The organism is Nitrosomonas sp., from assembly GCF_021731985.1.
In the GTDB taxonomy this organism is placed as follows: domain Bacteria; phylum Pseudomonadota; class Gammaproteobacteria; order Burkholderiales; family Nitrosomonadaceae; genus Nitrosomonas.
Genome location: NZ_JAKFWH010000063.1, coordinates 17,322 through 38,746, shown reverse-complemented (window position 1 = coordinate 38,746; position 21,425 = coordinate 17,322). Strand labels below are relative to the sequence as shown.

20 protein-coding genes are annotated in these 21,425 nt (G+C 46.3%); 3 read left to right on the top strand and 17 right to left on the bottom strand.

Features of this window, described 5'->3' with window-relative positions; genetic code table 11:
• Positions 1 to 147: 147 nt before the first annotated feature.
• The 11 genes from QZ942_RS09400 to bioB form a co-directional block, all read right to left on the bottom strand.
• Positions 148 to 360 carry a DUF4177 domain-containing protein gene (locus QZ942_RS09400; RefSeq protein ID WP_292994962.1) on the bottom strand — a complete coding sequence of 71 codons (213 nt, stop codon included), beginning with the start codon at positions 358 to 360 and terminating at the stop codon, positions 148 to 150.
• Between the two features lie 104 nt (positions 361 to 464).
• A complete protein-coding gene (locus tag QZ942_RS09395) occupies positions 465 to 1,097 on the bottom strand; it encodes a hypothetical protein (RefSeq protein ID WP_292994961.1) in 633 nt (210 codons plus the stop codon).
• 232 nt (positions 1,098 to 1,329) lie between these two features.
• On the bottom strand, positions 1,330 to 1,959 hold the full coding sequence (locus QZ942_RS09390) for a PEP-CTERM sorting domain-containing protein (protein WP_292994960.1): 630 nt from the start codon (positions 1,957 to 1,959) through the stop codon (positions 1,330 to 1,332).
• Positions 1,960 to 2,242: 283 nt separating this feature from the next.
• On the bottom strand, positions 2,243 to 2,998 hold the full coding sequence (locus QZ942_RS09385; protein WP_292994959.1) for a nucleotide-binding protein: 756 nt from the start codon (positions 2,996 to 2,998) through the stop codon (positions 2,243 to 2,245).
• Positions 2,999 to 3,057: 59 nt separating this feature from the next.
• Entirely contained in the window at positions 3,058 to 3,696 is a 639-nt protein-coding gene (locus QZ942_RS09380) for a hypothetical protein (RefSeq protein WP_292994957.1), read from the bottom strand.
• Positions 3,697 to 4,385: 689 nt separating this feature from the next.
• Complete coding sequence (locus QZ942_RS09375) at positions 4,386 to 6,695, bottom strand: hypothetical protein (RefSeq protein ID WP_292994955.1); 2,310 nt, start codon at positions 6,693 to 6,695, stop codon at positions 4,386 to 4,388.
• Positions 6,696 to 7,058: 363 nt separating this feature from the next.
• Positions 7,059 to 7,721 (bottom strand): dethiobiotin synthase, encoded by a 663-nt coding sequence (bioD, locus tag QZ942_RS09370; protein WP_292994953.1) that lies wholly within the window; start codon positions 7,719 to 7,721, stop codon positions 7,059 to 7,061.
• Positions 7,722 to 7,730: 9 nt separating this feature from the next.
• Positions 7,731 to 8,612 carry a malonyl-ACP O-methyltransferase BioC gene (gene bioC / locus QZ942_RS09365; RefSeq protein WP_292994951.1) on the bottom strand — a complete coding sequence of 294 codons (882 nt, stop codon included), beginning with the start codon at positions 8,610 to 8,612 and terminating at the stop codon, positions 7,731 to 7,733.
• Positions 8,590 to 9,360: a pimeloyl-ACP methyl ester esterase BioH gene (gene bioH, locus QZ942_RS09360; protein WP_292994949.1), complete on the bottom strand. Its 771-nt coding sequence runs from the start codon at positions 9,358 to 9,360 to the stop codon at positions 8,590 to 8,592. Before bioH ends, bioC begins: the two co-directional genes overlap by 23 nt.
• On the bottom strand, positions 9,357 to 10,523 hold the full coding sequence (gene bioF / locus QZ942_RS09355; RefSeq protein WP_292994947.1) for an 8-amino-7-oxononanoate synthase: 1,167 nt from the start codon (positions 10,521 to 10,523) through the stop codon (positions 9,357 to 9,359). Before bioF ends, bioH begins: the two co-directional genes overlap by 4 nt.
• Positions 10,524 to 10,526: 3 nt before the next feature.
• On the bottom strand, positions 10,527 to 11,531 hold the full coding sequence (gene bioB / locus QZ942_RS09350; RefSeq protein WP_292994945.1) for a biotin synthase BioB: 1,005 nt from the start codon (positions 11,529 to 11,531) through the stop codon (positions 10,527 to 10,529).
• 132 nt (positions 11,532 to 11,663) lie between these two features.
• Between bioB and QZ942_RS09345 the strand changes: the two genes are divergently transcribed.
• Positions 11,664 to 12,362, top strand: a complete 699-nt coding sequence (locus tag QZ942_RS09345; RefSeq protein ID WP_292994943.1) for a phosphoribosyltransferase family protein — start codon at positions 11,664 to 11,666, stop codon at positions 12,360 to 12,362.
• Between the two features lie 25 nt (positions 12,363 to 12,387).
• Entirely contained in the window at positions 12,388 to 12,852 is a 465-nt protein-coding gene (gene trmL / locus QZ942_RS09340) for a tRNA (uridine(34)/cytosine(34)/5-carboxymethylaminomethyluridine(34)-2'-O)-methyltransferase TrmL (RefSeq protein ID WP_292994941.1), read from the top strand.
• 7 nt (positions 12,853 to 12,859) lie between these two features.
• Here the strand turns inward: trmL and pilQ are convergent, their stop codons facing one another.
• Genes pilQ through QZ942_RS09315 form a run of 5 tightly spaced genes read right to left on the bottom strand, consistent with a single transcriptional unit; the run spans position 12,860 to position 17,822 of the window.
• Positions 12,860 to 14,971, bottom strand: coding sequence for a type IV pilus secretin PilQ (gene pilQ, locus QZ942_RS09335; RefSeq protein ID WP_292994939.1), 2,112 nt, complete (start codon positions 14,969 to 14,971; stop codon positions 12,860 to 12,862).
• Between the two features lie 10 nt (positions 14,972 to 14,981).
• Positions 14,982 to 15,500: a pilus assembly protein PilP gene (locus QZ942_RS09330; protein ID WP_292994937.1), complete on the bottom strand. Its 519-nt coding sequence runs from the start codon at positions 15,498 to 15,500 to the stop codon at positions 14,982 to 14,984.
• A 3-nt stretch (positions 15,501 to 15,503) separates the two neighbouring features.
• Complete coding sequence (locus QZ942_RS09325) at positions 15,504 to 16,118, bottom strand: type 4a pilus biogenesis protein PilO (RefSeq protein ID WP_292994935.1); 615 nt, start codon at positions 16,116 to 16,118, stop codon at positions 15,504 to 15,506.
• A gap of 13 nt (positions 16,119 to 16,131) precedes the next feature.
• Positions 16,132 to 16,722: a PilN domain-containing protein gene (locus QZ942_RS09320; protein WP_292994933.1), complete on the bottom strand. Its 591-nt coding sequence runs from the start codon at positions 16,720 to 16,722 to the stop codon at positions 16,132 to 16,134.
• Positions 16,719 to 17,822: a pilus assembly protein PilM gene (locus QZ942_RS09315; protein WP_292994931.1), complete on the bottom strand. Its 1,104-nt coding sequence runs from the start codon at positions 17,820 to 17,822 to the stop codon at positions 16,719 to 16,721. The genes QZ942_RS09320 and QZ942_RS09315 overlap by 4 nt, the downstream gene beginning before the upstream one ends.
• Positions 17,823 to 18,045: 223 nt before the next feature.
• Between QZ942_RS09315 and QZ942_RS09310 the strand changes: the two genes are divergently transcribed.
• Complete coding sequence (locus QZ942_RS09310; protein WP_292994929.1) at positions 18,046 to 20,364, top strand: penicillin-binding protein 1A; 2,319 nt, start codon at positions 18,046 to 18,048, stop codon at positions 20,362 to 20,364.
• Between the two features lie 23 nt (positions 20,365 to 20,387).
• On the opposite strand, the gene hemB is transcribed toward QZ942_RS09310, so the two are convergent.
• Positions 20,388 to 21,395, bottom strand: coding sequence for a porphobilinogen synthase (gene hemB / locus QZ942_RS09305; RefSeq protein ID WP_292994927.1), 1,008 nt, complete (start codon positions 21,393 to 21,395; stop codon positions 20,388 to 20,390).
• Positions 21,396 to 21,425: the final 30 nt, after the last annotated feature.

Genomic DNA, 21,425 nt, shown 5'->3' with positions numbered 1-21,425 from the left:
TCCGGATCTTTCAGATCTTTTTCTGCTTGCTGGAAAAATAATAATCTTTTTTCATCCGGTAATTCGCGCACCAGTTTCCGGATACGCTCTTCCGCTTCCTGAATTGCTTCTTTCGTTTTCATTATTTTTGCACACCCGCTTTGAAAGTCAGCGGGCCAGCGTAATAATGACTGCTTCCCGTTTCCAGAACAGCATAAAGCGCTTCTGCTCGACAAACTGGAATACCAGTGTCCAGCCATCCGCCGCCTCTTTATTCAATGTCGTTTCCAGCCGCTTGATCGGAATCCCCGACGCCCCCAGGAAAATCGTTCCGATTCCGCCTTCTGTCACATGTAACACTTTGTATTCCTTATAAGCCATCTTTTAATCTCCTGCGGTTTAATCAGAATGAATCCATTCAGAAAGTGAATTCTGCGAACCCTGCGTGTCATTAACTGGCACAGCATTCCAGAAATTTCTCAAAACTATACCGCTCCCATTCCTTGTGCTGCGAGAACCCGCCTTCGATACGCGACCATCCCCATTAACAGCATGCACACTACCGCGATGACCGCAGGAAATAAGAGGGTCGTGACCGAGTAGTTCTCAAACGCCATCATGACCAGCAGATTACGCACCGTGAACAAACCAAAAAACAGCAACGATTCTGAATACGGAAAGTGATAGGCTTTCCTGATCGTAGGTCCGAATCCGATTACATCGACAGTAGTCAGCAAAACCACCGCCCATAACGGATCTGACGTAAAGTACCACAGCGGCAAAGAAGACAGCGCCGCAACAAAAAATAACCAATCGGTTTTCGTGATGGTCACATCGGCACGTTTCAAGTAAGCCAGAAATGCAATAAATATCGTAATGCTGCCTGAAACACCGATCGGCCAAGCACCCACACCGCCTTTGTCCTCTAACTGCGCCAGAAAAGCCAGAAAGGTGGTCGCACCCCAAATCACCCAGGAAAAGACATGCGGTTTCACTGTGCCGCCCAGGATTGCACGAATATAGGGAACAAACGCCATCAATGTGAGCACGATGGCCACACCGCTTAAAATCTCTTTGTAAAACATAACCCCTTTTTCTTCTTCGCTTACGGCAACCATGAATAACAGTCATTTCGGGCACAATGAGAAATCTATATTGCGGATTATTCAACTCGTAATCCGCATTCACAAGTAGGACGTAATAGTCGATAGCCGGACTACGCAGCAGGTTGGATTCCCCACGGTACAACATGCGGAAAGCCACTATTGCACCCTACGGCTTTTTTATTAACAACCACAAAAGAAAACCCCGCCATACAGACGGGATTATTTGAAATACAACTAAATCAGTTTAGGTGTTTGGCTTGCTGCGCCGAGCCGAGAATGCCAACAACCCTAATCCAGCCAGTAACATTGCATACGTGCTCGGCTCCGGTACGGCGGTCAGTACATCAAAACGCAGGGTTGGTTGATCGGCAACGGTAAGCAAATTCCAATCACTGCCATACTCGACCGTCACTGAATCAGCCATCCAGCTGACAATCGGATCACCCGGTCGAGGAGGAGCGGTATCATTGTTGATCGGATCAAAGAAAAAGCCAAGGTAGCCATTCTCATTTGGGTTGAACACCGCACCAATGATGTTTACAGGATTTCCTCCAGATTGAAAGTTGAGGTCAGACAATGTGAGACTCACACCGCTTATCGTATGCGCAGAAAATATCGACTCAATCCGTAGATCGAAACTATCCGCATCAACCCATGCCAAATGAACGGTAAAATCGCCAGCATTGAGGTTGATGTCATCGGAACCGATAGCGGGCTGGCCAGCAATGCCCGTTGCACCGGCAATGGAATTGCCATCAACGTTCCCGTCCAACTGGAACGGGTCGTTCAAAACAGATGCGGCATTGGCGTGACCTAGCGTACCAATCAAGAGCGCGAGCATAGCACTGAGCGTAATCTTATTTATTTTATTCATAGTTTTTCCTCTCTGTTATTTGACTGATATTAGATACTTTTACCTAATTATCTATAACCTTCAGCCAATTTTATAAACCTGGCCATTAAATTGTTTAAAGCGATATTTCTTAAACCCAGGATAAAAGAAAAATAAAATGTACTTTTCTTCAGAAATGAATGTACAGAGAGTCGAATTGGTTGTCAAAATTAGATCCGATTAGTGTGGAGAACAAATAAACTGTCCGCGGCGCAATACGCGGAAGACCGCTATTGCACCCTACGGCCCTACGGGGCCCCTCATGTTATGACTGAAGCAAGCCTTCAAGCTTAATTTTCATACCTGCACTCACCAACTCCTGTGCTACTTTAGTACGCCACGCACCCTTTTCGTCAAGTTCGGTGAACAAAACACCGTGAAGGTCAGATGGAACATCAAGCCCTGAAATATACAGTGCTGACACACGACTCCGACCCAACTTACCAGCAAAATAACCAAGTTCAAGTATTACATTCTGACGCGCTCTAGGAACGAGCATTTGTTCCGGGCCAACTTTGGATCCAACATCGTCCCCAGTCATAAGTACAACTGCAAAGGGCACGTCATCAGCAAAAGCTTCAAACTTTTCAATGATTGTCCTCCCTTCATTAGCTTGTTCATGGAGAATAATAGGCTCAAGACCTATACGCTCCAGGAAACGCGCAACCGACTCTTTCGCTTCATTATTATGACCATGCACCAGAAAAACTTTTCGGGAGTTTGATTTAGATGCAAACATACGCTGCGCAGGATCAATCTGAGATTTTGTTTCAGCCAAGCCGACAGATTCAACTCGAAGCGCCAATCCTTCGAGATGACCTAGCTGGCGATCACGATAACGCCTCCAAGAACGATCAGCATTCCCTTCGTCAAATGCCACGAATGCCGAAGCCGCTTCTTCTCCCATTGCTGCTTGAAGAAAGGCAGTAACTCTACGGGACCAGCTTGAGTATGCGTCCGCATCGTCGCATTTCCAACCAATTTCAATTAATAATTCCACTCGCTGAACAAAAGACTCCATCGCGACTCCTTAGCACGCAGATACTCTCTCTTTTTTCACTAATTCCCCGATCTCTTTTTTTACTCCCAAATCACCATCTTAAAGCGCTCTTTAACGATGCCAAAGTAATTACACTTCCAATCGCTTTGCGCAAAGAAATCCAAGTGGTGCCATTGGTCTTTTTGTTTCAGGATTCGGGCTGCGGCATCGTCCCAATCCGTGGCTGCAAATTTTACCTCTAGCTGGCGCTTACGTTCTGCGACTTCCGCAAAATCAAAACCGTCGTATTCCCAGTGCAGTACTTCAAAGACATTGCCTGCGCGATCTGCATAATCCATGCTGAAGTCCAGACCCCACTTGGGGCGCATTTTGATGATTTTGTAGACCAGAGGATTTGTTTGCGCCCAGCGTTCAAGTTGTTCAAGTGCTTCTCCGGAATACCCTTTGCGTTCAAATAACAAACTGTGGTTAAGCACTGCGCCTTCCACCCTGTCCGGTTGTGTAAACCAAGGCGCCTTTAAAGCATGTCGATGTTCTCGATGCGCGTGAAAAGGCATTAAGTTAGCCACTGCATAACATTGTTCCAGATCCGTTAAGTCGTAACCGTTTTGATCAAAAAGCGCCAAATCGCAGGCTAAAGGCGGACACAACCTGTCAAGCGGTTGATCCCAATATCCGATGGGGTTGAGTTGATTGTCTGTTAGATCTAAGTAACTCATGCCTATAGAAGAAAAACGTTCTTTTTCATAAAAAATCGACTGGAAGGCATATTTGCTGTCAAATCCATGGGTGATTGATCAGATAATCACTTCATTCCGATTCACTGAGTACTCAAAAAGTTATCGATTTGGATTCATTTTTGGCTTGAAGTGAAAGGCACTCAGATAAAGCGATCAGCTCAATTATGAAGCGAACTGAAAAAAGTACATCGCTCTGGATTCAGCAAGGCTGAGGCGATCACGCTGAATTCCAGGTAAGTAGCGATGATTCTCATATTCACGCTCAGTGCATAATGTCTAATACCCATATCAAGTACTCGCTTTATCAAGCGCACCCAACTGATACAGATTACGGCCGAAGAATGATACGCGCCTTCCTATGCATCTTCATTACTTTGTATGATTCTTTGTAAGAAATTTGATAGCCATCAACCAAGAATTTGGCTGAAAATCGGTTTCCTTATGAGATGCGAGTTACCTAACAGAGCAATTCAGTTGCTGTTCCAACGAAGCAATATTTTCTGCGATGGCCATCATCTGCGAATCAATACAATTTGCCACCCAGCCAGCCAATACCAGGCCGCAGACTGTATTGGCTCTTATCGCCAGCCATTCTACGCATCAAGCAATAAAAAGCACGAAGAATTTTCTTCGTGCTCTTCGTGCCGTCCTTCGTAGCTAAGTCTGCTTTACACGTGCGTAATAGCGAAGGCCTTCAGGTCAACCTGCAATGGCCCGCCGCGCGGCCCGTCCAGATAAGTCAGCCGATCGTAGCCGTTTGTCGCCAGCGCATACACGTGCAATGCCTCAGCGAAAGCAGCGCGCGTGCAAGGCGTTTCACCGACAGGCAAGCCGCTCGTCATCAACGCGTCGATCGTCAGGTTCTTGCTGAAGGTATCGCCAACCCGAGTGAAACCATTGACGCTGGCCGCTTCGACGAGGCCAGAAGCCGACGCTTCGCTGATATCCGTAGCCACCCGCACCACGCGGAAGTGAAACGATGCGAAGTTGGCGGGATGACTGGCACGAAACGAGATGTGCGCCGTGTCGGTAAGGCTGCTGTACTCTAGGAAACCGCAGTGCCCGGCTGGCACACCGTTGACGGTGACATCCTCGATGTTACCAAAGCACACGCGATTATCGACCTGCACCACCAACCGATAGCCCACCACATGCAAGGTAACTGGATCAATCAGCACCCGATCGGCCGTGGCTGCCGACGTGGTGTATGAGCCTTCAACCAACGGCGCAGGATCGGTAATTTCGTACAATTCCACACCGTCCGCCGTTAGATCCACACGCACCATCGCTGCGCCCACTTTACGGAAGAGTTCCATCTTCAACTCATACTTGCCATCGGACAGATCCGTCGTGTCGAAATAGGCGCTCGCCAAATCGTAACCTTCGTCCAGCACTTCCCAGTCTTCACCACCGGCAGGCAGGACCGGATCGATAATAGTGTAGGAACCTGCCACCGTGGTATCGGGGCCGATCTGTACGGACTTGTACACCACCGGATCACCGGGGCCCGTCGCCTCGCGATAGTGGCGTGAGACGGTGCGACCCGCAAGGATGTCGTCCATAACGGTCCAATCGCTTTCGTTAATGCTACCGAGCGGACGATACGACCAGCGATAGTGGGTGATGCTCGCTGCCTTCAGACCGTTACCAAAGTCTACGCGCGGTTCCAGTGTTGCACCGAATGGCGAAGGTTTAGTAGTGTCGATCCAGCCTTCCTTCACTTGTCCCTCTTTCGCCTTCTCCGCAGGTACGAACGAGTCACGATAGATCTCACCCATGCTCACCTGCCGCCCAATGGTCTTGACCACTACCTTCTTGCCCAACAGTTCTGGTTGTTCGCCGCAGCCATGGACACGCGGATCGGTCATGCGGATGATCACTTCGGTACCGCACACGTAATTCCAGTAGGTATTGCAGCGGATCGATGGGTGATACACCGTGGTCCACGTACCCCCGATCGAATACTCCGTCCAGAAGTATAGATCGGGCTTATCGCCGGAACACGGATAGTAGATCGTCGTGTCGAAGCGGCCGTGCGCATCGGTTTCAATGACGGCCAGCTCATCACAGTCGTAACGGAACCACGGCCACAACCAATCCCAGTAGCACCAGTAAATCTTGATCAAATCGACGTGTTTGATCAACGCGTCGCGCACCAATCCGATCGAACCTGTAGTCAACGCGGCGCGTGATTCAAAGGCCAGTGTTGCCATTTTCGGAGGAAGCGGCTGCGGATTAAGCATGGCAGCGCTCACATTCGAGGCCCGTGACATGGCTTGCATTTTCAGATTGGCGGGCGGATCGGGTTGCGGATTGAAACCCACCTGGGAGCCGTCGAACTTGCTTAAGACATTGGCGGCTTTCTCAAATACTGGAATCGGATCGATGTAGCTCGGATCCAATCTGTACGGCGGATCAGGCGGATTGGGAATCGGGATGGGATGGTCGATAGCCCAAATCAATTCATCGCGCAACCGATAGATAATGTCATCTGGCAACTGTAAGATGATCCACGGCAAGCGATCGACTTCACAGATGTGGACACGGGCATGACACACCGGCTTCTCATACGTAACACCGCCTAGTGTCTCGACCTTAATGGCGCGTCCGCGTACGCGACATGCACACCAATACCAGTACGGCCACAGAATCTCAGGCACGGGCAGCAGTTCGTACACTTCGCGCCCCCGTTCAAACTTCCACATCGGCTCGTAGGCATTGATGTGCGCCATCGTTTGCAAGGTGGGCATCTTGCCGCGTTCTTTGAGCAGATCGGGGGCAACAAACAGGCGGGCTCGCCTCAATTGATCAGATGTCAGACTGAGCGAAGCTTCACCTTCATGCAGCGGCGTACTGGTCATAAACTTACCTTGCTCATCGAAAACATACAGGCTAGCACTGATAGGCTTGTCGAGCTTACCGTCATAGCCCACTTTAAAGCGGATGGAATTTCGTTTGGATTCGGATTTAGTTGCCATCATTCACCTCCTCAGACAGATATAGGAAAAATAAACGCGCGTTTTTTACTACTGTAAATATAGTAAAAGTATAAACATTATGCAGCTTAATCATTGGATGCATTGTGATATTTATCACACCAAGTTCTATTTATTTCAATGAGCTAAGAAAAGATCAATCGAGTCTGATAGTAAATTGCTCATGTTAAGATCCAGGAATTTTTTGTAGCAAAAAACTACCCAGTTACAGCAAAAGAATTAGGCCAAGAATGATTAATTTCGGCTAATTATTTATCAAACTTGCTTTTTGAATTTATTGATATAGCGATGAATCACGATCGCCTATTTCAACGAAAACAAAATTTTTTCTGGATGATGATCTGTTTAAAGTTTTGAGATATCTAATAACCCAGCACTCTGCTGAATATCGGCTTCTCTGCGAAACGGCAGAGTCCCTAGCAGCGGGCAATCCAACCGCTGCTCCAATGTCGCAATATTCTCGGCAACCACGCTCATCTGCGGATCAACACAATTCGCCACCCAACCTGGCAATGTCAATCCGACAGCCTGTATTGCCTGAGCCGTTAGCAATGCGTGATTCAGACAACCCAAGCGCATGCCAACCACCAGTATCACCGGAAGATTCAACATTTTCACCAGATCCGCGCCATTCTGCCTTTCATTGATCGGTACCAGAAACCCGCCTGCACCTTCGACGATGACAAGATCCGCTATTGCACTGAGTTGTTGATAAGCGTGATGAATCACCAACAGATCAATTTCCGTTCCCGATTGTCGTGCGGCAAGGTGCGGGGAAATGGGCAGATCGAATGCATAGGGGTTCATTTGCTGGCGGGTAACGTTCACGTTGCTGGCGGTGAGCAATTGTTCCACATCCAGCCACTGACCATTTTCGCTACCGGCTACAATCGGCTTCATACCGGCAACTTTTTTGCCTTGTGCGGCAAACGCATGGAGTAATGCACAACTCACAGTGGTTTTACCGATGCCGGTATCGGTGCCGGTAACAAAAAAACCTGTAGCCATGGAAGCTGGTTACCCCATTAAACCCAATTGCCTGCGCGTTTCCGGCGTCAACACGGATTTGCGCGATTGCGGTTTCCAGGCGTGGCCGTACACCACTTCATACGTGGCGGGCAATTTTCCATCTCGGCGTAATTTTTCATATTCCGCGATGGCTTTCTGCCACTTGTTTTTCCCCATCATCCCTTGATTCCGGCCTAGTGTCACGTTATGCGCACCGATGGCTTTTAAATCGCGCATCACACTCGTGACATCCGGGTAGGTCAAGGTAATATATTCCATGTCCATAACCGGCGTGGAGAAACCATTGTGCACCAGCAGATCGCCGATATCATGCATATCGATAAAGCGATTAACGTGACTGAACGCATCCACTTGCGCAAAAGACTGGCGCAATTCCTTCAGCGTATCCGGGCCAAAGGTGCTGAACATCACCAAACCATCGGTACGCAAAATCCGGTGCATTTCGGCAAACGTGTGCTCCAGATCATTACACCATTGCAGCGCGAGATTCGACCATATCATGCCGACACTTTCATTTTTAATCGGAACTTGCTCAATATCGGCGCAAACATAGTAAGAATGTTGTTGCAGTAACGGCAGCAAGCGCTGCCACCAGGCTGTGTTCGGCCGGGCATGCGACAGCATCGTCCAAGCAATATCCATCGCAATCAATTGACTGTTTGGATAGCGTTTGGCCAACTGCTGACTGCCATAGCCCGTTCCGCTGCCGGCATCGAGAATCACATCCGGCTGATATTTGATGTATTCCAGGCGCGACAGCATGCGGTTACTGATTTCACGTTGCAGCACAGCCGCTGGGTCGTAGCTGCTCGCCGCGCGTTCAAACGCGGTGCGCAATTGTTTTTTATCAAGCGTGTATTCGGAATTCATTGAGACAAGTCACAAATTGATCGGGGTAAGATAAAAACGGTGCGTGCCCGCAATGCGGAAACATCACCCGTTGCGATTGCGCTAATTGCTGATGCATCCAATCGGCGGCGGCAGGATGCGTAATCACGTCATTTTCACCATGCAATAATAAAACTGGCTGCTTGATCGCTGCCACACGATCACGTAAATCACTCTCTTGCAAAATCCTGAGCCCCTTCTGCAATGCATCCGGATAGGGTTCGGCGCGCTGAAAAAAGTGCTTGCGCAGTTGCAGCAGAATCTTGCTCGCATCCCGGTCACCGCTCATTTGCAGCGTCAGGAAGCGGTTAATCGTGGTTGCATAATTGAGTTTCAGATTCTCTAAAAACAGTTGCAACAATTTGCGCTCCATTCCCCACTCCCAATCGTCGCGTTTGGCAAAACAGGGCGTCGTCGAAATCAAAATCAGTTGCTGCACACGTTCCGGTTCACGTAGCGCCAGTTCCATCGCAATCTGCCCGCCCAGTGACCAACCGCCCACCATGCAATGCTCGGGCAAAATTTTCGTGATGATCTCAACGAGGTGATTCAGTGTTCCCGGTTCACACGCGGGACTCAATCCATGCCCGGGCAGATCGATCAAATGTAACCGGAACTGCTGACTCAATTGTTCGCGAACGCCGCTCCAGATTCCACTGTGCATGGCCCAGCCATGTAATAAAACGAGATCAGGACCGTTCCCTATCGATTCGACATGCAGAAACGTCATGAATGACTTGCCAATTCATTCAATGCCTGCGTCAGGCGCAGAATATCGTGCGGCTGATGCGCGGCGGACAAAGATATACGTAATCGCGCCTTACCTTGCGGCACCGTCGGCGGGCGAATCGCCGGAACCAAAATTCCGCGTTCACGTAATGCCTGACTAACGCGCACTGCTTCATGGCTTTCACCAATCAACAAGGGTTGAATCGGCGTGCTGGAAGGCAGCAATTTCCAGGACGAGGACAGTAAGTCTTTTTTCAATTGTGCCCTGTTTTGCAGCAAAGCTTCACGCCGCCATTCGTCTTGTTCAATCAGTTTCAGGCTCGTCAATAGTGCGTGCGAGAGCAATGGTGGCGAAGCTGTTGTGTAGATATAACTGCGCGCAGACTGGATCAAAGTTTCGATCACATCGGCTTGTGCGGCAACAAATGCACCGAATACACCGGCGGCTTTACCCAGCGTTGCCATATACACGATGTTCGGTGAATGAACACTGGCGCTATCCGGCAAGAATAAGCTGCCTCGCCCCTGCCGCCCTAATACACCAAAACCATGGGCATCATCCAATAGCAACAGCGCATGATATTCTTCACACAGTGCAATCAGCTGCCTGATCGGTGCGATATCGCCTTCCATACTGAACACGGCATCAGAAATAACCAGCTTGCGCCGGGCATTGGAAGCCGCTAAGCGTTGCTCCAAAGCAGCGAGATCCAGATGCGGAAAGCGAATAAATTTAGCTCGTGACAGTAACGCCGCATCATTCAGCGAAGCATGGTTCAGTTTATCCGCAAAAATCGCATCTTCACGTCCCACCAAGGCTGTGACCACACCGATATTTGCCATATACCCGGTAGAAAACAGTAGCGCTCTTGGAAAACCGGTAAACTGCGCCAAAGTTTCTTCCAGAATATGATGCGCGGCAGAATGGCCATGGATGAGATGCGATGCGCCTGCACCCACGCCATAGTGCTGCGCGCCTTCGCAAGCCGAATGAATCAAGTCCGGATGATTGGCCAATCCCAGGTAATCATTACTGCTGAATGCCAGATAATCATGGCCATCAATGGTGATATGGCTTGTTTGCGGGCTTTCCACGACTTGCCGGAAACGCCGCAACCCTTGCTGCTCGCGGGCACGCAGTTGTTCAGCCAAATCTGGAAACATGCGTTACAGCGCGTGTAGCCCCAGTTTGTCCAATAACGCCCGGTCACGATCTGTTTCCGGATTTCCCGTCGTCAACAATTTATCGCCATAAAAAATCGAATTGGCACCGGCCAGAAAACACAGCGCTTGTACGGCGTCCGACATTTCCTGCCGGCCAGCAGACAACCGCACCATCGCTTTCGGCATGGTAATCCGCGCTGCTGCAATCGTACGCACAAACTCCAACGGATCCAAAGCTGCTGTGCCATACAGTGGTGTGCCCTGAACTTGCACCAGATGATTGATCGGAACGGATTCTGGATAAGGATTCAGATTGGCCAATTGCGCGATCAGTCCGGCGCGCGATAAACGCGTTTCCCCCATCCCGACAATACCGCCACAGCACACGTTAATTCCAGCATTGCGCACTTGCTGCAACGTATCCAGGCGATCCTGATATTGCCGTGTGGTAATGATTTCTTCATAAAATTCCGGTGCGGTATCGAGATTGTGATTGTAATAATCCAAACCGGCATCACCAAGTTGTTGCGCCTGGCCGGGTTTTAATAATCCCAATGTCGCACAGGTTTCCATCCCCAACGATTTAACCGCGCGCACCATTTCGGTCATTTTGTCCATATCCCGTTGTTTCGGCCCACGCCACGCCGCCCCCATGCAAAACCGCGAAGCACCGTTAGCTTTTGCTGCAGCCGCTGCGGACACGACTTCATCCAGCGACAACATGTCCTGATTATCAACACCGGTATGATACCGCGCCGCTTGCGGACAGTAACCGCAGTCTTCCGGACAACCGCCTGTTTTGACTGAAATCAATGTGGATAATTGCACGCCGTTGGCGTCATGATGCTGGCGATGAATAGATTGTGCGCGGTAAATCAGATCGTTAAATGGCGTATCCAATAACGACTGAACTTCTGCCACACTCCAATAGACTGAGTCATCTGATTTTCCGGTTATACTGCTTGAATCATTTTGTGTTTCGCTGATTGTGAGAGAATCCAAATTCATACCGATTTACCTGTCTTTTTGTTTAAGTGGCGCATCATTCGCGCCAGTTGCCGATAAATTTGGATGATCAAGGATTCAATGGACATTGTCAATTTTTCCATACCCCCATTTTTAAACAAGTGATTAATCATCGTGCAAATCTTGAGCCAGAAAAATTGTGTGTTGTGCGATATCCCTGCAAAACAGGATTTATGCGAGCCTTGTTATAATCACTTACCGCAATTGCCGCTTAACCATTGTCCTATTTGCCTGTGGCCAGTGCCAACAGCGGAAATCTGTGGCGCTTGCTTAACAAAACCGCCTGCATTCACACGTACCATCGCAGCACTTCGCTATACCTTTCCTGTCGATGCAATGATTCATGCGTTAAAATATCAAACTGATCTCGCTATCGCACCGATTCTCGCCCGCTTCTTCATTACACGATTTAAGGCAACAGAGAAGATAATACCGGATGTCATCATACCGATGCCGCTACATCCGATCAGGTTGCGTGAGCGCGGATTCAATCAGGCTATGGAAATCAGTCGATATATCTCGAAACATATGGGGATTGTTTTATTACCCGATAGTTGTCAGCGTATCAAACATACGCCGCCACAAACCGGATTAGCTTGGAAGGATCGCCAGAAAAATATCCGTAAGGCTTTTAGTTGTCGTATAGATTTGTCAGGCAAACATGTCGCACTGGTCGATGACGTGATGACAACTGGCACCACATTAAACGAATTGGCTAAAATATTACGTAAGCAAGGTGCTGCTGAAATCAGTAACTGGGTTATCGCCAGAACTTTACCAGAGATAAATCAGATCGGCTCCCACAGGCTGTGACAGATACTTAATCAACGCTACCCGCATGTTTAACATCATTCTTTACCAACCGGAAATTCCGCCCAATACGGGTAATATCATCCGCTTGTGCGCCAACACCGGCATGCAATTGCATCTCGTTAAACCGTTGGGTTTTCCACTGAAAGACAAGCAGTTATTGCGTGCCGGCCTGGATTATCATGAATTTGCACAAATAAAAGTGCATGAGAATTGGACAGATTGCTGTCAGAGTTTGCCAGGACATCGCATGTTTGCGATCACCACGAAGGGGAAACAGCGCTATGATAAAGTGATATACAAGGCCGGAGATGCTTTTGTGTTTGGCGCAGAAAGTTGCGGATTGCCTGTCCACATCATGGAATCTTTCCCGGAACCACACCGTATCCGAGTACCGATGATCGCGACCAGCCGCAGTTTGAACTTATCCAATGCCGTTGCCATTGTTGCTTATGAGGCATGGCGCCAAGCTGAATTCCCGTCGGGGCAATAAAAGACGGTTACTGCAGATTGAGATTTTCACTGATGATACGTGGTGTCACAAAAATCAACAATTCGCGTTTATTATCTACTTTGGTTGTATTACGAAAAACATGACCCAGCACAGGAATGTCACCCAACATAGGTACCTTATTCACAACCTGATTCTCAGTCCGGTTAAAAATACCACCAATCACAACGGTTCCACCATTCTCCACCAAAACCTTGGTCGTTACTTGTTTGGTATTAATCGGTGGCGGCAGAAATTGATTGATGGCAGTACCAATCTGGTCTTGGTTAACACTCAATTCCATATCGACTTGACCATTATAGGTAATTAATGGTTTCACTCTTAGTTTTAGTGTCGCATCCATAAAGCGGATACTGGTGGCACCACTACTGGTTGCTTGCTGGTAGGGAATCCGGTCACCTTGTTCAATAACCGCTTCTATACCATGTGCAGTCACTACACGAGGACTGGCAATTACTCTCCCTTTTTGATCGACTTCTAATGCAGATAACTCGAGGTTGATTAAACGGCCATTATTAATCTTCATCAAACTGAGCCCCAGCGCAGCAGGTCCGCCTAATAATCCAGTCGCAGCGGCAGCTGGCAAATTGACATTCAGATTGCTACCGCCTCCCGCCGAACCGCCGCCAGCTAAAGCACTGGAATCCGTCAAATTACCTGAAATTCCAAGTCCCTGATTGCCTATGTTTGATGAATTCTGGATACCAAAACGCGCACCTAAATTTCGACTGAATGTATCTGTCGCATCCACAATACGCGCTTCAATCATGACTTGCCTTTCATAAACATCCAATCGCTGTATACGCTTTCTAATTTCACTTAAGCGCATAGGAATATCAGTAACCGTTACGGTATTACTAATTTCATCCAAGTTAATCGTGCCACGCTTGCTCAACATTCCTTCAAACGATAATGAGTTAACCCTGCGGTGATTCAGATTAAAAATTTCTGAGCGCAAAGGTTCCATTTCGGTTATCTGTAGTTGCGCTTCCAGATCCAGTAACTCTCTGTCGGCCATTTCTTTACGCGGCGCCACAAAAATGACATTACCCGTCTTTCGTTTATCCAAACCATGTGCCTGCAATACAATATCGAGCGCCTGATCCCAGGGAACATCCTTTAAACGCAATGTGAGATTTCCCGCCACAGAATCACTGGCAATAATATTAAAATTAGTGAAATCAGCAATCACTTGAAGTACCGCCCGCACTTCCACGTCCTGAAAATTAAGCGAGAGTCTCTCACCCGTATATCCGCCATTGGCACGTTTCTTTCGCGCCAGTTCTTCCTCATCCTCAGTCAGAGCCCTTACTTCCAGGATAAACCGTGTACCGGTCTGACGTGCAGAGTGCTCCCAACGACCTTTGGATTTCACCACCATCCGAACATTATCACCCTTCTTGGAAGTTTCAATGGTATGCACTGGTGTGGCGAAATCCACAACATCGAATCGTCTTCTCAAGCTATCAGGCAATAGCGTGTCCACAAACTCGACAAAAATATCATCACCCTGCTGCTGCACATCAACGGCTGCACCCCCTTTTGTCATATCAACTTCTACGCGGCCTTCACCATTCGCGCCACGCCGAAAATCAATATCTTGCAGATTATTCAAAAGTTTATTGGGTGACTCTTCAGCAAAACGAACAACTGTGTTGACCGCTTGATTCTCAGCCACACTAACCAATTTGATTAACAGTGTATTCTCCTGCGCCCGGATATCATGCCGCATCAATTTCGATAAATTCAACACCAGCCGGGTTCGATCCCCGACCTGCACGATATTGATACTGCGTAAATCTCCATCCGCAGCTTCTTGAATGTTCTTACCCAGACCATTAGAAACCTGATAGAAATCAAAATAAATACGATAGGGATTATCCATTGCAACACCCGTTGGAAGAGTGCCTAATGGGTAATCTAAAGTTAATTTGGCGATTACTTGGCCATTCCGGAAGGTAGAAATATCAATAGAGCGGATACTGTTCTGGGCTGTTACTGCAGTTACAGTTGGTTCAGCAAATATTGCCGTTGCAAAACAAGCTAACAGTGCTGTTATAACCACGATTAGGCTATATCTTCTCATTATTAGTAGCTTCATAGCTTTAATCCTAATTTTTCAGCATAAGCGCACTAGTCCGTTCAGTCCATTCATTCACACCATCCTGCACAATTTCCGACAGTTTAACTTCTGCATCTGAAATATAGTTAATTTTCCCGAAGTTCTGCCCTAAGTGATTGCCAATTTTCACTCGATGCAATGTACCATCCGGAGATTTAATTAAAGCAAATATTATATCGTGTTGTTGCAGTGAGCCAACCATCGATAAACTTTCCAGCGGATAAGATTCCAGTACTTCCTTATACCGGTTTAAATCAGGTTGAATACCACTCGTAATAGTTTGTGCTTGATCATTTTTACGCGGAACAAATGGACTGGATATATCAAATGCCTCGTAAGTAAAGTACTGATGCGGCCTAACTTCCGGCAATGAATCAATCCGTCCATGCAAGCCATCCCCTGAACTATGAATAAATGCTTCCAGGTCAGCGTAGTCATTCCGAGTACAAGCAGTCATCATGGTTAGAGAAATCACAAACAATGCTAGCAGGAATATGTCTCTTATCATAATTCATTTGCCCCCGGCCTGCTTTGTTATTTCTTCTTCATCCAGATAGCGGAATGTTTTTGCAACAGCATCCAACACTAGTTTTCCATCAGTTCCTGGTGTTAAGCTAATGTCATTTAATGTCACGATACGTGATAACTGTGCAACATCGCTGGTAAAAGCCCCAATATCGTGATAACCGCCTGTCACACGGATAGAAACGGGGAGTTCGGCATAAAACGTGTGTATCGTTTCCTTCGCCGCTGGTTTAAATAATTCAAATTGCAATCCACGGCCTAAGCCAGCCTGATTGATATCCACTAATAAGGCTTCCATTTCTGACTTATCTGGCAGTTGTTTCAGCAAGGAACGGAGAGATTGTTCAATATCCTTTAACTGCAGACGCAAAGCAGGCAAATTAACAGCATTTCTTTTTTTAGCCAGATAAGTATTTTTTAAAGTTTCTTCTTGAGCTTGAATATTTTCCAGTGTTTCAATTTGCTCCTGCCAAACCATGAGATGACCTGCAACGATAATAGCAACAAATAAAATTGCCAAAGCGGCAACCTTAAATGCTACCGGCCAGTTTCCTGCCTGGTTGATATCGAGCTGGCGTAATTCAAGAAGTAGATTATTCATCGCAAGCGCAGTCTTAAGATTTCGCAGCAGTAGCAGGGAGTGAATTTTGCACAGCGTCCATAGTTACCCGCTTGAGCTTTATTTTCATGTTAAATTCATTTTGGCGCACATTATTAACAGTCATCGCCTTAATTTCTATCAATAAGGGTGATTCAAGCCACTGAGATGATTCGAGGTTACGCATCAACACTGAAACCCAGGCATTGGATTGCGCATACCCAACTAAAGTAATGTTATGGTCTTCTTGTTTGACACTCTGCAAATATACGCCATCCGGAAGTAATCTGACCAACTGATCCAGCAAATGAACGACTTCAGACCGGCTGTTCTGTAATGTCTCAACAACTTGCTTGCGCGCTATTAACTCCTGAGTTTGCGTTTTTATGTCTCTAATTTCTGCAATTTCCTTATCCAGAATAGCAATCTGGTCAGTTAAGTATTGATTGCGGCCATTCTGGTAATCTATTTTTCCAGCGTTAATTGTATGAATGCTCATAACAACAGCGATCGCTAGTAAACCAACCAAACCTGCCAGAACTGCAATCTGCTGCTGTCTCGCTTTACGCTTAAGTTCGCGATGAGGTAGTAGGTTAATTCGAATCATAATGGATCAAAACTACGCAGCGCCAAACCACAGGCAATCAGCAGAGAAGGTGCGTCCAGATTAAGTTGCCTTGGAATGATACGACTTGACAACTCCATGGTTGAGAAAGGGTTCACAACGAGGGTGCTTACTTGCGTACGTGATGCGATAATTGCGTCTAACCCGGGAATAGCTGCGGACCCCCCCGCAATAAAAATATAATTAACTTCGGTATATTGCGTCGATGTGTAAAAAAACTGAATAGCACGCATCACTTCAATAGCCAGCGTTTCGCAAAATGGCTGCAAAACATCCGTCTTATAGTTTTCAGGTAGACCGCCATTCCTTTTAGCAGTCTCTGAATCTTCCACCGAGAGATTAAACTGATTATGAATTTCCTGAGTCAGTTGATTACCACCAAATGGCTGATCTCGCGTATATAATGACTCACCGTTAAGAAATACATTAATTTTCATGATTGTCGCGCCAATGTCAACCAGCGCCATTACCTGATCTTTTCCACCTCCAGGTAATTGACTCAGCGTTAATTCAAATGCAGCCTGCGCTGCATAGGGTTCAACATCCATAATGACTGTTTTAAGACTTGCCGCAAGCGCAACAGCCACACGATCCTCTACCTTCTCTTTACGCGATGCAGCGATAAGCACTTCAACTTCTTCTGGATTATCAGGCACTGGCCTGGTTACTTGAAAATCCAAATCAACTTCATCTAAAGGAAAAGGAATATATTGACTGGCTTCATTCTCGACTTGAAAAACCAGGTCATCCTCGCGTTGCCCGTCTGGAACCACAATCTTTTTGGTAATAACATCTGTCGCGGGTAGTGCAAGCACCACATTCTTTTGGCGCGTTCCCATACGTTTCCATCCACGCCGCAGGCATTCACTGACTGCCTCCATGTTTTCGATTGCGCCATCCAACATTGCATCTGCTGGCATGGATTCAATCGCATAGCGCTCAATCCGATAGGTTTTACTCTCTTTATCAACCAATGATAATTCGACCATTTTTACAGATGAAGAACTAATGTCCACACCTATTAATGGTGGTGACTTCATCTTAAAGAAGTCTAAATTGATAGCAAAATTTCCCTTGAACATTGGCTTATTAGAAGCGATACTCGCAAATTATAAATTACCCTACTAATGCTGAATATATGTAAACTACTCATTCCCTGCATTAATTCAGTATAGTTACTCAACAGAACAAATGATTGACGCTGATTCTGACAGAATCCGAGAAATTTTATTCAAAGAAAAACAATAGATATACCCCCTATAACTGTGTACTTTAACGATCGCATCAACTAATCAATCCAAATTCATGCTAGCACGTTGGCTGTATTACTTTTTTGTCGCATTTTCTGCATTAGGTTTGATTGGCGTATTGCTGGCTGGGTTTGCTGCACTGGTCATACATTCCAATTTACCATCATTAGATACACTGACGGATTATCGCCCTAAAATACCATTACGCATTTATAGCGATGAGGGTCTATTAATAGGGGAGTTTGGTGCAGAGCGTAGAAATGTTATCAATATTTCTGAAGTACCGGCACATCTTAAACAGGCAATCCTTGCTGCAGAAGATGATCGCTTTTATGAACACGGCGGCGTTGATTACCTGGGCGTATTACGTGCTGCTTATTCAAATTTTTCTGCAGGCAGTGTGCGCCAGGGTGCCAGTACCATAACGATGCAAGTAGCTCGGAATTTTTTTCTGACTAGAGAAAAAACATTGACAAGAAAATTCAGCGAAGCGCTTTTGGCTTTCAAGATTGAGAGTAATCTCAGCAAAGACAACATCTTAGAGCTTTACGTCAACCAAATTTACCTCGGCCAGCGCAGTTATGGTTTTGCAGCAGCCGCACAAACATATTTCGGGAAATCACTGCAAGAAATTAATATTGCTGAAGCTGCCATGTTAGCAGGGTTACCCAAAGCTCCTTCGAGCTATAACCCGATCAGTAATCCTAAGCGCGCTAAAAGCCGGCAACTTTATGTACTGGGCCGATTACATAAACTTAACTACATCTCAAGCGAAGAATTGGGTGAATTAGAAAAACAACCTATTCCTGTTAAGAAGCAGTCGGCTGCCTTAGCAATGCCGGCTGATTATGTTGCTGAAATGGTTCGTCAGGTGATATATGATCGATACCAAGAAGAAACTTATAGCAAAGGTATCAAAGTCTATACAACTATCCGTCAATTAGATCAGAAAGCTGCCTATCAGGCGCTACGTAAAAATATCATTGAATATGATAGGCGTCGTGGTTATCGTGGCCCGGAAGCACATATTAATTTACTAAAACATGGCAGTAATCAGGAAAAAACGCTTGATGATGCATTGGAAGAAATCAATGAAAGCGATGATATTTACGCAGCCATCGTATTAAGTGCTAGACCTAATACCGTCCAGGCTTACCGTAAGGGTGGAGAAATCATTGAGATTACCAGTGAAGGGCTTAAGTTTGCACAGAAATTTCTGGTTGATAAAAAAGAGGCTGGGAAGAAATACATTATTCCGGGTACATTAATTCGTATACAAAAAGACCAAAAGAACAGTTGGCATATCACCCAGCTCCCCGAAATAGAAGCTGCACTTGTTTCCCTTGATCCCAATGATGGCGCTATCCGTGCTTTAATCGGCGGATTTGATTTTCATAAAAATCAATTTAATCATGTCACTCAAGCTTGGCGGCAACCTGGTTCCAGTTTTAAGCCTTTTATTTATTCCGCAGCTTTGGAAAAGGGCTTCACTCCCGCCACAATCATTAATGATGCACCGCTATCATTCAGTGCTGCTCAAACAGGTAGTCAATTATGGGAACCGAAGAATTTTGATGGAAAATTTGAAGGGCCCATGCGCTTGCGAACAGCACTAGTAAAATCAAAAAATCTTGTGTCTATCCGCATACTACAGGCTATCGGAATACAGTATGCGCAAGATTACATTACCCGATTTGGTTTTGATGCAAATCGTCACCCCCCCTATTTACCCATGGCACTAGGTTCTGGTTCGGTTACACCAATGCAAATGGCCGCTGGATATGCTATTTTTGCAAATGGCGGTTTCCGTATTGCGCCCTACTTTATAAAGCGAATAGAAGATGAAAAAGGCAACACGATCGAACAATTCCAGCCCGTAACAGCTTTAAATGGCGCCAAACGCGTCATTGATCCCCGTAATGCCTACATCATGACAAGCATGATGCAAGATGTCATCAATCACGGTACAGCCATTAAAGCTAAACAACTGGGACGTAGTGATTTGGCAGGAAAAACTGGGACCACCAGTAATTTTGTTGATGCCTGGTTTTGTGGTTTTCAAAAAGACTTGGTCACAATCGCCTGGACAGGATATGACGAACCTCGATCACTAGGAAATAATGAAACAGGAGGGCGTGTCGCATTGCCTATTTGGATGGATTATATGGGCCCAGTCCTAAAAGGTATTCCCATGGCAGAATACAAACCTCCCAATGGTGTTCTTGCAACCAGAGTTAATTCAGCGACAGGATTCAGAGAACCAGCCGGAGATGTTACAGAATATTTCTTTAATGAACAGCTACCACCGGTCGCTGACAATTCCGTTGATGATGCACCCAAAGTCACAAGAGATTTAAAAGACCAATTATTCTAGTATCAATCCTGCTCTTTAATGCATTATAAATTCTTCTTTAGCCAACTCGCTGCTTCTACTGCATAGTATGTTAGAATTCCATCAGCACCTGCGCGTTTAAAAGCAAGCAAAGATTCCAACACGCAGGCTTCTTCATTTAACCATCCGTTAATTGCGGCAGCTTTGAGCATCGCATACTCGCCGCTGACCTGATATACAAATGTAGGTGCGCCATATTGATCCTTCACCCGGCGAACAATATCCAAATAGGGCATTCCAGGTTTAATCATCACCATGTCAGCGCCTTCATTCAGATCCAATCCAACTTCCCATAATGCTTCATCTGAATTTGCAGGGTCCATTTGATACGTATATTTATTTCCAGCACCAAGGCTTGCTGCCGACCCAACTGCATCACGAAATGGTCCATAAAAACTTGAGGCATATTTTGCAGAATACGCCAAAATTCTTGTATGAATAAACTGCTGGTTATCCAAACTATTTCGAATTGCCGCAATGCGTCCATCCATCATATCAGATGGCGCTACAATATCAGCACCAGCTTGTGCATGTACCAATGCTTGCTGACAAAGAACATTTACTGTTTCATCGTTCAATACATAGCCAAGTTGATCAATCAAGCCATCTTGACCATGACTTGTATAGGGATCCAACGCTATATCTGTAATCACTCCCAATTCAGGGAAATTCTTCTTTAATTGTCGGACCACTCTAGGCACCAAGCCATCAGGATTGTATGCTTCACTCGCTGTCAGGTTCTTTAGTTCAGCATCGATAACCGGAAAAATAGCAAGGGCTGGAATACCTAATTGTAAACAATTCTCCGCCTGAGTCATTAAGAGATCAGCGCTCTGTCTTACTACACCCGGCATAGACTTAACATTCTCAGTACGGTTTTTCCCATCCAATACAAAAACTGGATAAATCAGATCATTGATCTGAAGATGAGTTTCTTGCATAAGACGACGGGAAAACATGTCACGACGCATACGTCTCATTCGTCTTTGAGGAAATTGGCTATAAGAAAACATAATAAATAAAGTAGAAAAAATAAATTAGAA

Excerpts from the sequence above, each read along its gene's own strand:
- QZ942_RS09400 (WP_292994962.1), bottom strand. The coding sequence starts at position 360 with ATGGCTTATAAGGAATACAAAGTGTTACATGTGACAGAAGGCGGAATC.
- QZ942_RS09395 (WP_292994961.1), bottom strand. The coding sequence starts at position 1,097 with ATGGTTGCCGTAAGCGAAGAAGAAAAAGGGGTTATGTTTTACAAAGAG.
- QZ942_RS09390 (WP_292994960.1), bottom strand. The coding sequence starts at position 1,959 with ATGAATAAAATAAATAAGATTACGCTCAGTGCTATGCTCGCGCTCTTG.
- QZ942_RS09385 (WP_292994959.1), bottom strand. The coding sequence starts at position 2,998 with ATGGAGTCTTTTGTTCAGCGAGTGGAATTATTAATTGAAATTGGTTGG.
- QZ942_RS09380 (WP_292994957.1), bottom strand. The coding sequence starts at position 3,696 with ATGAGTTACTTAGATCTAACAGACAATCAACTCAACCCCATCGGATAT.
- QZ942_RS09375 (WP_292994955.1), bottom strand. The coding sequence starts at position 6,695 with ATGGCAACTAAATCCGAATCCAAACGAAATTCCATCCGCTTTAAAGTG.
- bioD (WP_292994953.1), bottom strand. The coding sequence starts at position 7,721 with ATGGCTACAGGTTTTTTTGTTACCGGCACCGATACCGGCATCGGTAAA.
- bioC (WP_292994951.1), bottom strand. The coding sequence starts at position 8,612 with ATGAATTCCGAATACACGCTTGATAAAAAACAATTGCGCACCGCGTTT.
- bioH (WP_292994949.1), bottom strand. The coding sequence starts at position 9,360 with ATGACGTTTCTGCATGTCGAATCGATAGGGAACGGTCCTGATCTCGTT.
- bioF (WP_292994947.1), bottom strand. The coding sequence starts at position 10,523 with ATGTTTCCAGATTTGGCTGAACAACTGCGTGCCCGCGAGCAGCAAGGG.
- bioB (WP_292994945.1), bottom strand. The coding sequence starts at position 11,531 with ATGAATTTGGATTCTCTCACAATCAGCGAAACACAAAATGATTCAAGC.
- trmL (WP_292994941.1), top strand. The coding sequence starts at position 12,388 with ATGTTTAACATCATTCTTTACCAACCGGAAATTCCGCCCAATACGGGT.
- pilQ (WP_292994939.1), bottom strand. The coding sequence starts at position 14,971 with ATGAAGCTACTAATAATGAGAAGATATAGCCTAATCGTGGTTATAACA.
- QZ942_RS09330 (WP_292994937.1), bottom strand. The coding sequence starts at position 15,500 with ATGATAAGAGACATATTCCTGCTAGCATTGTTTGTGATTTCTCTAACC.
- QZ942_RS09325 (WP_292994935.1), bottom strand. The coding sequence starts at position 16,118 with ATGAATAATCTACTTCTTGAATTACGCCAGCTCGATATCAACCAGGCA.
- QZ942_RS09320 (WP_292994933.1), bottom strand. The coding sequence starts at position 16,722 with ATGATTCGAATTAACCTACTACCTCATCGCGAACTTAAGCGTAAAGCG.
- QZ942_RS09315 (WP_292994931.1), bottom strand. The coding sequence starts at position 17,822 with ATGTTCAAGGGAAATTTTGCTATCAATTTAGACTTCTTTAAGATGAAG.
- QZ942_RS09310 (WP_292994929.1), top strand. The coding sequence starts at position 18,046 with ATGCTAGCACGTTGGCTGTATTACTTTTTTGTCGCATTTTCTGCATTA.
- hemB (WP_292994927.1), bottom strand. The coding sequence starts at position 21,395 with ATGTTTTCTTATAGCCAATTTCCTCAAAGACGAATGAGACGTATGCGT.